11 protein-coding genes and 1 tRNA gene are annotated in these 12786 nt (G+C 65.6%); 6 read left to right on the top strand and 6 right to left on the bottom strand.

The features are described from left to right. The first annotated feature begins 82 nt into the window (after positions 1-82). The 3 genes from U9J33_RS01230 (at position 83) to U9J33_RS01220 (ending at position 1681) form a co-directional block, all read left to right on the top strand. A tRNA-Gly gene (locus tag U9J33_RS01230) sits at positions 83-156 on the top strand. A 510-nt stretch (positions 157-666) separates the two neighbouring features. Beyond that, positions 667-1308: a peroxiredoxin gene (locus tag U9J33_RS01225; RefSeq protein WP_420719854.1), complete on the top strand. Its 642-nt coding sequence runs from the start codon at positions 667-669 to the stop codon at positions 1306-1308. Position 1309: 1 nt separating this feature from the next. Next, positions 1310-1681 carry an ArsR/SmtB family transcription factor gene (locus U9J33_RS01220; RefSeq protein WP_185998390.1) on the top strand — a complete coding sequence of 124 codons (372 nt, stop codon included), beginning with the start codon at positions 1310-1312 and terminating at the stop codon, positions 1679-1681. Between the two features lie 4 nt (positions 1682-1685). Here the strand turns inward: U9J33_RS01220 and U9J33_RS01215 are convergent, their stop codons facing one another. After that, entirely contained in the window at positions 1686-3290 is a 1605-nt protein-coding gene (locus U9J33_RS01215; RefSeq protein WP_324697341.1) for an amino acid ABC transporter ATP-binding/permease protein, read from the bottom strand. Next, positions 3287-4834, bottom strand: coding sequence for an ABC transporter ATP-binding protein/permease (locus tag U9J33_RS01210; RefSeq protein WP_292635385.1), 1548 nt, complete (start codon positions 4832-4834; stop codon positions 3287-3289). Before U9J33_RS01210 ends, U9J33_RS01215 begins: the two co-directional genes overlap by 4 nt. Before the next feature lie 130 nt (positions 4835-4964). On the opposite strand from U9J33_RS01210, the gene U9J33_RS01205 reads away from it, so the two are divergent. Genes U9J33_RS01205 through cydX form a run of 3 tightly spaced genes read left to right on the top strand, consistent with a single transcriptional unit; the run spans position 4965 to position 7837 of the window. Beyond that, positions 4965-6548 (top strand): cytochrome ubiquinol oxidase subunit I, encoded by a 1584-nt coding sequence (locus U9J33_RS01205; RefSeq protein WP_324699091.1) that lies wholly within the window; start codon positions 4965-4967, stop codon positions 6546-6548. 13 nt (positions 6549-6561) lie between these two features. Beyond that, a complete protein-coding gene (cydB, locus tag U9J33_RS01200) occupies positions 6562-7710 on the top strand; it encodes a cytochrome d ubiquinol oxidase subunit II (RefSeq protein ID WP_324697339.1) in 1149 nt (382 codons plus the stop codon). A gap of 10 nt (positions 7711-7720) precedes the next feature. Continuing rightward, positions 7721-7837 carry a cytochrome bd-I oxidase subunit CydX gene (gene cydX / locus U9J33_RS01195; protein WP_082370625.1) on the top strand — a complete coding sequence of 39 codons (117 nt, stop codon included), beginning with the start codon at positions 7721-7723 and terminating at the stop codon, positions 7835-7837. A gap of 48 nt (positions 7838-7885) precedes the next feature. Here the strand turns inward: cydX and U9J33_RS01190 are convergent, their stop codons facing one another. The 4 genes from U9J33_RS01190 to U9J33_RS01175 form a co-directional block, all read right to left on the bottom strand. After that, on the bottom strand, positions 7886-9265 hold the full coding sequence (locus U9J33_RS01190) for a PepSY domain-containing protein (RefSeq protein ID WP_324697335.1): 1380 nt from the start codon (positions 9263-9265) through the stop codon (positions 7886-7888). After that, a complete protein-coding gene (locus U9J33_RS01185; RefSeq protein ID WP_324697333.1) occupies positions 9262-11553 on the bottom strand; it encodes a TonB-dependent receptor in 2292 nt (763 codons plus the stop codon). The genes U9J33_RS01190 and U9J33_RS01185 overlap by 4 nt, the downstream gene beginning before the upstream one ends. A gap of 133 nt (positions 11554-11686) precedes the next feature. Further along, positions 11687-12058: a DUF2946 family protein gene (locus U9J33_RS01180; RefSeq protein WP_324697331.1), complete on the bottom strand. Its 372-nt coding sequence runs from the start codon at positions 12056-12058 to the stop codon at positions 11687-11689. A gap of 127 nt (positions 12059-12185) precedes the next feature. Further along, the gene (locus tag U9J33_RS01175; RefSeq protein WP_324697328.1) at positions 12186-12779 is read right to left on the bottom strand and encodes a hypothetical protein; all 594 of its coding nucleotides are present in this window, start codon (positions 12777-12779) and stop codon (positions 12186-12188) included. Between the last annotated feature and the right edge of the window lie 7 nt (positions 12780-12786).

Raw genomic sequence — 12786 nt, 5'->3', positions numbered from 1 at the left:
CAATATGAAAGAGAGCCGTTGACGGCGGCGCCCCTCTCGTGGCAAGCGGCTGCCACGACGGCTGGATACGGTCCCTGAACGGGCGGGTATAGCTTAGTGGTAAAGCTCCAGCCTTCCAAGCTGGCTATGCGGGTTCGATTCCCGCTACCCGCTCCAAGCCGTCTTTTCCCTCTTACCTGTATTATTTCGCGGGCAGTGCGGTTGCCGAAACCGTCATGCGGCCGAGAAACACCGGATGTTCGGAACCGATCATGGCGGGTCTGTCTGCAGCTGCGTTCGGCGACGGGGCGCTGATGCCTGCGAGGAAGCAGGAAGAAGCGGCAAGTGCGCCGACGGCGTGAAAGAGGCGAATCATCGGTGCGGTCCGTGTCCTGACTGTCGATGACGCCTTCCTGAGCCCCACATGTCGCAGGTTTTTGCCGCATCTGCATCATATTGTCCGAAAGTGTACGGCGCTGTGACGGAGATGAAACCACCTCGCAATCGCATGACCCGGCACGGACTTCACTTACGACAATTCCTTCTTCGATAATCCATCAGAATAGATAATGACCGCTTTTGGCGGGCTGACTTGCAGATTCACGCCTGATTTTGTCCGTGACGCTTTACGGTAGAAAATAAACATGTAATTGTTTTCCGATGACAATGACATCGGGCGGGGAAATCGTGGAAGGCTGGGACGTTGCAATGCAGCCTTTGCGAATCGGCGACGTGGTGCCGCGCTTCGTGGCGCGCAGTACGCAGGGGCCGTTTGATCTCGATAGCTGCCGGGGGGAATGGCTGATCCTGTTTTCCCATCCGGCTGACTTCACCCCGGTCTGCACCAGCGAAGTCGTGGCCCTCGCCCGCGCCGCTCCGGAGTTCGGGGCGCTTGGTTGCAGGCTGGTGGGACTGTCGGTCGACAGCCTTTATTCGCATCTCGCGTGGATTCGCCTGATTCGCGATACTACCGGCGTCACCATTGATTTCCCGATCATCGAGGATCCGACGATGGAGATCGCCCGTGGCTACGGCATGGTCTCGAGCAATGCCCATGACAGCGGCACCGTGCGGATGACCTATTTCATAGACCCGGACGGGGTGATTCAGGCGATGAACAGCTATCCGCTGACAGTGGGCCGCTCGATCCCGGAAATGTTGCGCATTCTGACGGCGCTGCAGCGCGTGCGTGGCGGCTCCGGGCTGGCACCGGCCGATTGGCAGCCGGGCGCGGATCTCTTGCGAATTCCAGGCGAAACGGCGGAGGCGGCGTTCGCGTCCGAAGATCCGGCCGGCTGGTTTCACGCGCCGTTGAGCGACGGGGGCTGACATGGCCGATCCATCCGTTTCCGAAGAACTGGACGCCCTGGCCGAAGTCCTGCGCGCCCTCGCCCACCCGGTGCGCCTCCAGATTCTCCACGCAATTTGCGAAAGGGAGCTTTCGGTGGGAGAGATCGAGGATGCTACCGGCATCGGCCAGCCCGGCCTGTCGCAGCAACTCTCGATCCTGCGAAAGGCCGACCTGGTGCTGTCGCAGCGTAGCGGCAAGCAGGTATTCTATCAGGTCGATCCTGAACGCATGAGCGGCATAGGGCATGCGCTCGCGGTTATGGGGGGCAAGGCCGAGGTCCCCCCGCCGCAAGACGCGCCCGTGCTTGCGCCTGACAGCGGCGCGGCACGGTTCGCCCGCGTCTTTCGCTGAACCTTCAGGCGAGCGTTTCTACCGCGACATGCACGTCGCACAGGTCCAGCGGGGCCTTGCGGTGCGACACGAGAACGAGGCCGGTTCCGGTGCAGTCCAGCCAGTTGCGCAGGCTGCCGACGAGTGCCTGTTCGGTCGCCGCGTCCAGTCCTTCGCTGGGTTCGTCCAGCAGAAGCCAGGGGCGGCCGGCCAGGAGGGCACGGGCCAGCGACAGCCGCTTGCGTTCGCCGCCGGACAGAATGCCGCCGCCTTCCGAAACGGGCGTGTCGAGCCCGCACTCGCTGCGGGCGATACGCTTTTTCAACTGGGCGGTTTCGAGGGCTTCCCACATCTCCGCTTCGCCAAGGCCCGGTCGGGCAATGCGCAAGTTGTCGGCCACGCTGCCGATCAGCATCGGTGCGTCCTGAGGCGAAAGGGCAAACGCCGCACGCAGTTGGGGGGGCGGGCAGCTTGCAATATCCTGCCCATCAAGCCGCAGCGAAACGGTGGGCATCCCCATGCCGGCAAGGGCGAGCAGAACGCGGGTCTTGCCCGAGCCGGACGGCCCGGTAATCGCGATTCGCGCGCCGGGCTCGAAAGTACGGCCGCCCAGCGTCAGTGACACCGGCACCGATTCTGCTGTGGGACACAGCGCAGGGTCGAGCGCGTTCAGTGCCGCTATCCTGCGAAGGCCCGCCGCGAGCGAGGCGCGGCGAAGCAGGCTGCGCGAAAGGCCGCCCATGGCCTCGACCGAGGAAGTCGTCGCCAGCATCGCAAGCGCCACCAGCGGCGCCGAGGCTTTGGCCAGCAACAGCACTCCGGCCACGCCAAGGGCTCCGTAAATCGAAAGCAGGGCGCCCTGCAGCGCCTCGGCACGAAACAGTTTCGCGCGCGCCAGATCGAGCCTGCGGGCGAGCGGCGCTAGCTCGGCGATAGCCTGCCCTGCAAGGCCATAGGCGGCGATCTCTGCCCGCGATGCCGCCAGTTCCACGTAGCGTTCGCGCAAGTCGCCCAGCGCGGCGGCAGCGGCTTCGGCGGGCAGGTGAGTGAGCCGCCGGGATATACGCGCGAACAGGACGGGAAGGGCGGCCATCATCGCGGCCAGGAAGATCGTCGCCGCAAGCCCGGTGAAGGCGACCAGCGCAAGGCTGGTGGCGGCAGCGACAAGTGCAGCGTGGCGGGCGGGCTGGCGGATCACCAGGTCTTCCAGCGCCTCGACATCGTCGATCAGCCGGGTGCTGGCCTCTCCCGGCGCCGTATCGGGGGTTTTGCGGCTGTCCTGTGCGGCAAGCTTTTCGAACAGCGAGCCGCGCAATTCGGCCATGCCCTCCAGCGCGACCTTGTGGGAAAGGAGGCGCTCGCCGTAGCGGGACAAGGTGCGCACGATGGCCAGCAGGCGAATCGCGGCGCTGGGGATCAGGTAGTTGAACGCCATGGCCGTGGCCACGCCAGCCGACCCTGCGAGCGCTGCGGCAGTCAGGAACCAGCCTGAGACTGCCAGCAATCCGATGGCGGAGATGGCGGCGAGGGCTGCACAGAAGCTGGCTAGGAACAGCCGCCTGCGGGCCAGTCCGGCCGTGGCGAGGAGGCCGGTGCCGGGACGATCGATGCTTGAATGAGAGGTGCTCACAAGGCGATCTCCCGTCGGGCGGCGCTGGTGACGAGAGTGTCATGGGTGGCGACGAGCACGCAGCGGCTCCGTGAAAGTTCGATCAACAGGGTGACGATCGCGGCGGCCGAAACGGGATCGAGGTCGGCAGTGGGTTCGTCGCAGAGGATCAGCGGGCGGTCGGAGAGAATAGCGCGGGCAAGGCCGATACGGCGCCGCTCTCCGCCGGATAGGCCTGATCCGGCATGATCGACGGGCATGTCCAGTCCTCCCCGTTGCTCCAGAAGTGTGGAAAGGCCGACGCGGTGAGCCACGGCAAGGATTTCCTCCGCCCCTGTTCCGGGTGAGGCGAGGGCGAGATTGCGGCCGAGTGTGCCGGTCACCAGCAGGGGGCGCTGGGCGGCCCAGGCGATACTGTCGGCGTTCAGCGGGTTGCCGTTCGCCCCCGCGACGCGGCCGGCGGCCGGAGCCAGTTGGCCGGCGATGGCGGCAAGCGTGCTGGTCTTGCCGCTGCCGGTCGGGCCGGTCAGGGCGACCAGGTCGTTTTCGGCCATCGCGAAATCGAGCGGCCCCACGGCGATGCCTGGAAAGGCGAGCGCGAGTCCTTCCACGCTGAGGCCCGCGAAGGCGGCGGGGGGCGATGCGGGCGCTTCGATCGGCTCGGCAGCGAGGGCGTCCAGCGCCTTTTCCGCGGCTTCGCCAAGCTGCTTCTCGTGATAGGCGGCGGCGAGGCGGCGCATCGGAAGGTAGAATTCCGGCGCCATGGCCAGCACGAAGAAGGCTGGCACCAGCGTGAGCTTTTCGGGGGCGGGGAAGGGCAGCAGTCCCAGCAGCGAAAATCCGCAGTATACCGCGACGAGCGCTATGGAGAGGGCCGAGAAGAATTCCAGCACGGCGTTCGAAAGGAAGGCGGTGCGCAGGACGGTGACGGTGCGCCGGGCGACGTCACCCGTGGCGGCGCGCACCTGCTTTCCGATGCGGGCCTCGGCGCCGAAGTGGCGGATCAGCGGAAGGTGCGCGACGCGATCGACGAACAGACCGGAGAGAGCGCCCAGTGCGGCAAGCTGGCGTTCGGCGGCGCGGCGCGAGGCGGTGCCGGCAAGGATCATGCCCAGCGTGAACGGCAACAGCGTGGCCAGCATGATCGCGGCGGCCACCCAACTGAACGGCGCAACGACCGCGGCCACCACCATGGGTCCGATTACGGCGTTGAATCGTATGGGCGTGAACCGGATATCGCGATTCTCGATCGCCGTGTTATGGTCCAGCGCAAGCGTGGCGCTTTCGCCGGTGGACAAAGGGCTGGCCAGCCTTCCACCGAGGAGCTTTCGCCACAGTCCGGCACGCCGTTCCTCGCCCGAAGTCTGGGCGGCGGACACGGCCTGGCGGTCAACCGCGCAAGTGGCCAGCGCGCGCAGAAGTACCCCGCACAGGATAAGTGCGGCGGGAAGCAGCACGGGGCTACCTTCGGCGATACGGCCTACCCCACTCGCAATGCCCCACGAAAAGAGCGCTGCCCCGGCAATATCGAGAAGCCAGAAACTGGCAAATTTGACATAGATCAAATTAAAGAAACCATGTAAGTAAAGTTTGACAGCTTTCACATGCAAGCCTAACGCGACCCTACGAAACCAACCTGCCCAAGGCAACCATTTCTCAATGCCTTGGGCCGCTAAAACGGCGGGATTCGACATGATCGACATGGCAGTGGTTGAACTATCCCGGCTGCAGTTCGCCTTGACGGCGCTGTACCACTTTCTCTTCGTTCCCTTGACATTGGGCCTTTCCTTCATTATCGTAATTACGGAAAGTGTATATGTCATAACCGATCGCCCCATCTGGCGGGACGTCACCCGGTTCTGGGGCAAGCTTTTCGGCATCAATTTCGTGCTCGGCGTGGCTACCGGCCTCACCATGGAATTCGAGTTCGGCACCAACTGGGCCTACTACTCGCATTACGTGGGAGACATCTTCGGTGCGCCGCTGGCGATCGAGGGCCTCATGGCCTTCTTCCTGGAAGCGACCTTCGTAGGCCTGATGTTCTTCGGCTGGGACCGGCTTTCCAAGCGCGGCCACCTGCTGACGACGATCATGGTCGCCGTCGGCTCTAACCTCTCGGCGCTGTGGATTCTCATCGCCAACGGCTGGATGCAGCACCCGACGGGCGCCGTGTTCAATCCCGAGACGATGCGCATGGAAGTGTCCAACTTCAAGGACGTCCTCTTCAACCCGGTTGCGCAGGCCAAGTTCGTCCACACCGTCAGCGCGGGCTACGTCTGCGCCAGCGTCTTCGTGCTGGGCGTGTCCTGCTACTACCTCCTGCGCGGGCGCCATATCGAGCTGGCCAAGCGCAGCTTCACCGTGGCTGCGGCGTTCGGCCTCGCCTCCTCGCTCTCGGTCGTCGTGCTGGGTGACGAGAGCGGCTATGCCCTGACCGACAACCAGCAGATGAAGCTGGCGGCCATGGAAGCCATGTGGGAGACCGACAAGGCCCCCGCCGGCCTGGCCCTGTTCGGCATTCCTTCCAACTCGGCCCACGAGACACGCTACGAGATCAAGATTCCCTATGTTCTGGGCCTGATCGCAACGCGCAGTCTTTCGGGTGAAGTTACCGGCATCATCCCGCTGGTGGAACGCGCCGACCAGCGTATCCGCAGCGGTATCCTGGCTTACGACGCGGTGGAGAAGCTCAAGGTCGATCGCAACGACATGGTCGCGCGCGAAGCCTGGGAGCGTAACAAGAACGACCTCGGCTATGCCCTGCTGCTCAAGCGCTTCGTCGCCGACCCGCGCAAGGCCGATGCCGCGACGATCGAAAAGGCCGCATGGAGCACCGTGCCCAACGTACCGGCGCTGTTCTTCATGTTCCGCATCATGGCGGGGCTGGGCTTCTTCTTCATCGTCTTCTTCGCCACCGCATTCGCGTTTTCCGTGCGCCGCCGGTTCGACCGCAAGTGGTTCCTGCGCACGGCCCTGATCGCGATGCCGCTGCCGTGGATCGCGATCGAAGTGGGCTGGCTCGTTGCCGAACTGGGCCGCCAGCCCTGGGCGGTGGACGGTGTGCTGCCGACCTTCCTCGGCGCATCGAGCCTGACGACGACCCAGATCTGGGCGACGATCTTCGGCTTCACCGCGCTTTACGGAATCATGGCGGTGATCGAGGTCAGGCTGATGCTGTCGACGATCCGCCACGGTCCCGAACCTTACGAGCCCTACGAGGGTGAGCCTGTTCGCGAGCGTGCCCCCGCCAGCACTTTCACTGCCATTCCGGCCGAGTAAGACGGAGGCGAGAATGTCCATACCTTTCGACTATGAAACGATGCGGCTGATCTGGTGGGCGCTGATGGGCATCCTGCTCATCGGTTTCGCCCTGACCGACGGCTTCGACCTGGGCTCGGCTTCGCTCCTGCCCTTCGTGGGCCGCACCGACGCAGAGCGCCGCATGGTGATCAACGCCATCGGCCCCACCTGGGAAGGCAACCAGGTGTGGTTCATCCTCGGCGGCGGCGCGATCTTTGCGGCCTGGCCTTACGTGTATGCCGTAAGTTTCTCGGGCTTCTACATTGCGATGTTCCTCGTGCTTTCGGCCTTCATCCTGCGTCCGGTGGGCTTCAAGTACCGTTCGAAGAAGGCCGATCCGGCCTGGCGTTCGCGCTGGGACTGGGCGCTCTTCGTCGGCGGTTTCGTTCCCGCGCTGGTGTTCGGCGTGGCGGTCGGCAATGTCCTGCAGGGCGTGCCCTTCCGGCTCGATAGCGACATGCGCAGCTTCTACGAAGGCAGCCTGCTCGGCCTGTTCAGCCCCTTCGCCCTGCTGGGCGGCCTTGTCTCCGTGGCGATGCTGGTCCTGCATGGTGCGGGCTGGTTGACGCTCAAGCTGGAGGACGGTCCGGTCCGCGACCGGGCGCTGCGTTACGGCCAGGTCGCCGCGCTCGTGGCCTTCGTGCTTTATGCAGCGGGCGGCGTATGGCTTGCGATGGGCGACATCGGCTACCGGATCGTCGGTACCGTCGATCCGCTCGGCCCCTCGAACCCGCGCATGGCGCAGGCGGCTCATGCGGCCGGGGCATGGCTTGCCAACTACGGCGCGCATCCGTGGATGGTGCTGGCCCCGCTTCTTGGGCTGGCCGGCCCGCTGGTTGCGCTGATCGGCATTCGTGGGCGCAAGGACACGGTGGTCTTCGCGGGGTCATCGATGGCGAACCTGGGCATCATCGCCTCTGTCGGCCTCTCGATGTTCCCCTTCATCCTGCCCAGTTCGATCGATCCGCGCTCCAGCCTGCTGGTGTGGAACGCATCGTCCAGCCATACGACGCTGTTCATCATGCTGCTGGTGACGCTGATCCTCCTGCCGATCGTGCTGGCCTACACGGCCTGGGCCTACAAGGTCATGTTCGGCCGGGTGACCGAGCGCGAAGTCGGCCTCAATCCCGATTTCTACTGAGGAAACGACGATGTGGTACTTCTCATGGATTCTCGGCGTCGGCCTCGCTGTCGGCTTCGGCATCATCAACGGCGTGTGGCACGAATTCCATACCGACCCCGCCGATGAGCAGACGGTTCTCGACTGACCGGAGGCATGACGGCGGCGTTCGGATGAACGCCGCCGTTTCCTCGTTTCAGGCCTTCCGCCAGCCCATCCACGAGGCAAGGGGCGGAAGAAGCCGCTTGAAACTCCCTTCCACCACAACCGCCAGCGCCAGCGAGAGCCCGAACAGCGGCATCACCAGCGCCAGCACCACCACCAGCAAGACCAGCGCCCAACTGTGCCGCAGAGGCGCGAAGCTTGCGGGGGCGCCCAGCATCCCGCCGGGACGGCGACGCCACCACAGCACGATGCTAGAAATGCAGAGCATCATGAGGCCGATCAGCACCGCGAGGTTGGCAAGCTGATTGGCGAGCCCCCACCAGGCGCCCTCGTGAATCGCGACCCCGTATCCCACCGTGCGGTCGATCCAGTGGCGGTCCGCAAAGCGCTGAATGCCGATCAGCCTGCCGCTTTCGGCCACTTCCGCGCTGTCGCGCCGGGGACGGTTCTCGGCCTGGCTGCGCACTTGCCAGGGCATGCCGGGAGCGGTGGGCGGGCTGACCTCCACCGGTGCCGCGAAGCGGAGCGTCTCCGCGCGCCAGACCACCGCATCGAGCGCTGCGGGGGCGGGGGCCATGTGCATCATGGACATGCCCCCGTGTTCGGCGTGTTCGGACATCATCGCCCGCATCCCGGCATCCGCCCGAACGCGCTCGCGGGTTTCCGCGCCGGAACCGGCCGACCAGTCCTGCTTGCCGTCAAGCGTACCGGTAATCGCCCGGACCTGCCGGAAGTAATCTCCCCAGGCGTTGGCCCAGGGCAGGCCGGAGGCGATGAGGAACAGCGCGCCAATGGTGATCCACAGGCCGGTGACGGCGTGGATATCCCGCCAGAACAGCGCGCGGCCGCGGCGCAGGCGAGGATAGAGCACACCGGCCAGCCGTCCCCCGCTCTGGCGCGGCCACCACAGGAACAGGCCGGTCAGCAGCATGACGATCGTCCAGCAGGCTGCGGTCTCGACAAGGGCCGATCCCCGGTCGCCCGCCAGAAGCTCGCCGTGGAGGCGGAACACCACGCGCATGAAGCGGCTTTCTTCGGCGGCCCGGTGCAGCACCTCGCCGGTCCGGGGATGGACCCATACCCGCACGTCCTCCCCGTTCCGGCCGACCAGCACTTCCACCGCATCTCCGGGCGCTTTCGGCAGGACGTACTTGTGCAGGATCGAACCGGGCACCGCCGAGACGGCGCTGGCGGCAATGGCTTCGGGGACGAGGCGCGGCCCGGCCGGGTTGGCGACATCGCGATAGGGGGCGTAGAGCAGCCCTTCGATCTGCGGCTTGAACAAATAGATCCCGCCCGTCACCGATAGCCACAGCACCAGCGGCACGCAGAGCAGCCCTGCGTAGAAATGCCAGCGCCAGACCGCGCGATACCACCGCTCCCTGCGCGGCGCCGGGAGAACCTCGGTCACAGCTTCCACCCCGCTTCGACGAGGAAGCTGCGCTGGGGATAGGGATGGTAGACCCAGGCCCGGTCATTGGTGATGTTGTCCACGCCAGCGCTCAGCCGAAGCTGCTCGGTCACGTCCCAGTTCACTTTCGCATCAAGGGCGAAGAGTTCGGAGGTGTAGCCGTAAGTGTCCCCTCGCTGGAGGCCGAACAGGTCGGTGTTGGGGCGGCTGGCATAGCGCACGCCGATCGCGATCATGACCGGCGGGATCACCCGGTACCGTACGTTGCCATTGAGCCGCCAGCGGGGGATGCGCGGGAACTGCACGCCTTCGGCGGCGGGGGCGCTGTCGTTCCGCAGGGTGACGGAATCGATCCATGCCGCGTTCGCATCGAGGTCCAGCCCCGGCAGCAGCACATCGCGGGCTTCGGCGATCAGTTCGAAGCCATACTGGCGCGTCAGGTCGATGTTCTTGAAGCTGGAGGTCGTCACCCCGTTCTGGTTGAACCCGGTGAACGAGAAGATCGTGTTCCTGACCTTTTGCCAGAACGCCGATCCGGTGAGCTTCACTTTGCCGAAATCGTGGGCAAGCAGGAGGTTGGCATCGGTCGAGCGTTCGGGCTTCAGATTCGGGTCGAAGCTGTTGCCGTCGAAATTGCCGTTACCATCGAGGCTGCCCTGGAACAGTTCGCCCACGGTGGGAAAACGCGTGGCCCTGGCGAGGCTCAGTTGCAGGCGGGTAGCGGCGTCGATGGCCCATTCGGCCGAGGCCTTGGGCTGAAAGCCCCGGGCATGGCGGCTGGCATAGCGGTTGGTGACCGGCTGGCCGCTGGTGCCGATCCGGCCAAGCCCGCCATCGAAAGCGCGCCAGTCCTCGAAGCGGGCTCCCAAGGTCAGCGTCACCGCGTCAACCGGCATGCGCAATTCGGCCCATGCGGCGAGGTTGCGGGTCTTGCCGAAGGTCCGGCTGGCGAAAGTGCCCCCGGCATCGCTGCGCCAGTTGGTCAGCGTGTAAGTCGCAAGGTCGGTGCGGTAGAGGTTGGCGCTGCCGCCGCCAGCCAGTTCCAGTTCGCCGAGCCTTGCTGTCAGCGCGGCCTCGCCGGTGTACCAGTCGGTTGGCCCCTGACGCGCGAGCGTGCCGGCACCGTTCGCCTCGCCCGCTGCATAGCCCTTGGACGTAAATGCGTCGGAGCGCAGGATCTGGTAGGTAGAGGCGCTCGCCTGCACCGTCACCGCATCGGACAGCGGGATGGAAAACCTGAGCCCCGCCAACAGTTCGTCGCGGATGGTGCGGGACCGGTTGGCGCCGCTGGCGGTGTAGGTCTTCCCGTCGATGGAGACGAGACCGTCGCAGACGGCATGGCCCGAACTGTCTTGCAGATAGCAGTCCGGTGCGGTCTGGCTGTCCAGATTGTGCCAGTAGGCGAGCAGCAGTTCGCTGGTGGCGCCGGACGTGCCGTCATAGCCCAGCCGCAGTTTGGCCTGGTCCTGCGTGATCGCCGCCGGGCTTTGCGCCGCGAAAATGGGGTTGCTGGCCGTGCCGGGTGCGTTCGCCATGTGCTGGCCGGGGTCGACGATCGCGCCGGTGACGGGCGTGCCGCCGGTCGGCACCGATGGCGTGAGCCCGTAGAACATCTGCGGGTGGCCGTCGTTGCGGAAGTGGCGGCCCGAGAGCCGCACGGACCACGGCCCGTTTTCCTGCCGGAACCCCATGCCGGCTTCGGCGGAATAGCCTCGGTAGGTCTCGTGGGTGCCATATTGGTCGTAAGCCTGGCTGAGGCCCTGAACCGTTGCGAAAGCCTCGGTCCGTTCAGGCGCGCGGGTGGTGATGTTCACCACGCCGCCCATCGAATTGCCGGCATAGCGGGCGGAATAGGGGCCGTAGACCACGTCGAACTGGCTCACTTCGCCCGGGCCGACAACACCCCACTTGGGCGAATAGGCGAACGAATTACCGAGGAAGTTGGACACCGTGAAACCGTCCACCATCACCAATGTGCGGGCGCTTTGGGTCGAATGGGTGCCGCGAAAGCCGGGAACGCCGTTGGAATCGCCCGCGTAGCGTTTGCGAACGAAAAAGTCGGGGGCATATTTCATCAGGTCTTCGACGTTCTGGGCGTTGACGCCCGCGAACTGTTCGTCGCCAAGGCTGACCGAGAGGCCGCGCGCGTCGAGGCTGATCGGTACATTGCGCTGGCCGACGACGAGGATGGAATCTCCGGGGGCTTCCCCGGCGGCTTCTCCCGCCAATGCGGGGACAGAACAGAAGGCAAGCGGAGCCGCGCCGAGCGCGAGCAGGAATCGGGACATCGTGGATATTCACCTGATCGGGAAGCGCTGCCTTGCGGCGGCAAGCGCGTCCATGTGCGAGGTGTCCCCGGGAAAGCGGGCGGCACCTGCATGAAATGCCGCGGGCACAAGGGCTTGCGGCATGGCAACGGGATCAGGCGAGCGCGGGCGGCCCTCGCAAGGGTGGGCGAATTCGGGGGGCGGCAGCGCGCAGCACCAGCGGATCGCGCAGGATGGCGGCCACGAAAACGTGGAGCAGCGCCGCGACCAGCAGCAAGGCTATCGGCCCGCCGAGCGCGGCGGCCGAATGCGACGAGAAGGCGCAGGGATGGTCCATCGTCTTGCCGGCGTCGTCGTGTCCGCCGCTTCCGGCCTTGCGCTCGATCTGGATGACAACCTTCGAGCCTGCCGGAGCGGAGCCGGAGCACAATTCCACCACCAGCGCGCCGCCCTGGGAGGAGGGCATGTAGCCGGCCGGTACGAAGACCTTCAGGCACAGCGCAGCCGCCAGCAGCAGCGCTGCCAAGCCGGGAGAAGCCCGGAAGAAATGCCGAAGAGTGCCCACGAACAGCCGTCTAACCCCAATCCTGCCGCTCGTCATCAGGCGAAAATGTCCCACCCTGCAGGTGGACGGAGCATTGCCGCCGGGACGATCAGTCCACGACGAGGAAGTAGCTGGCCTGGCTTTCGCCGCTGTTGCGCACTTCGATCACATATCGCTGCGTGAAGATCGGAACCCACCGGCAGGCCTGCCTTGCGGTTTCGGACACGCAGACCTGTTTGCGATCGGCATCGACGACCCGCAGGCTCAGCGGTGCGCCGCCCGGAGAGGAAAGGGCGATGCTGGCCTTGCGGCCGGAAAGGAAGACCTGCTGGAAGCTTTCGCTCTTGCCGGGTCGAACCTGGCCGGAGCGATAGCCCGGACCGAGCGGGCTGCCGCGCAGTGGAACCGCCGCCCGATCGGTAAGGAGCGCGCGCCACGCTGGGACAGGGTCCGGCCCGTTCCAGTCTTCGAGCGGGCGGGCACCGGACCTGTCGATGATGCGCAGGGCATCGGAAAGCGCATTTTGGTCCGCCCGGCCCTGGGCGTCCTGCGCAGCGGCGAGGGCGGTGGCCACGCGCTCTCCCCGTCCTTCTGCGGGCGCTGCCATGCTTGCCTGCGCGGAAGCCGGTCCGGGAAGGAGCACGGCAAGGAGGAACGCGATGAGCGCGGCGCCCTTCGGGGCTTTATGGGTGAGGGCGATCATCGTCTCT

The sequence above is a fragment of the Novosphingobium sp. RL4 genome (assembly GCF_035658495.1).
In the GTDB taxonomy this organism is placed as follows: domain Bacteria; phylum Pseudomonadota; class Alphaproteobacteria; order Sphingomonadales; family Sphingomonadaceae; genus Novosphingobium.
The sequence above is the reverse complement of the archived record's forward strand: the minus strand, read 5'-3'. Positions and strand labels throughout refer to the sequence as shown.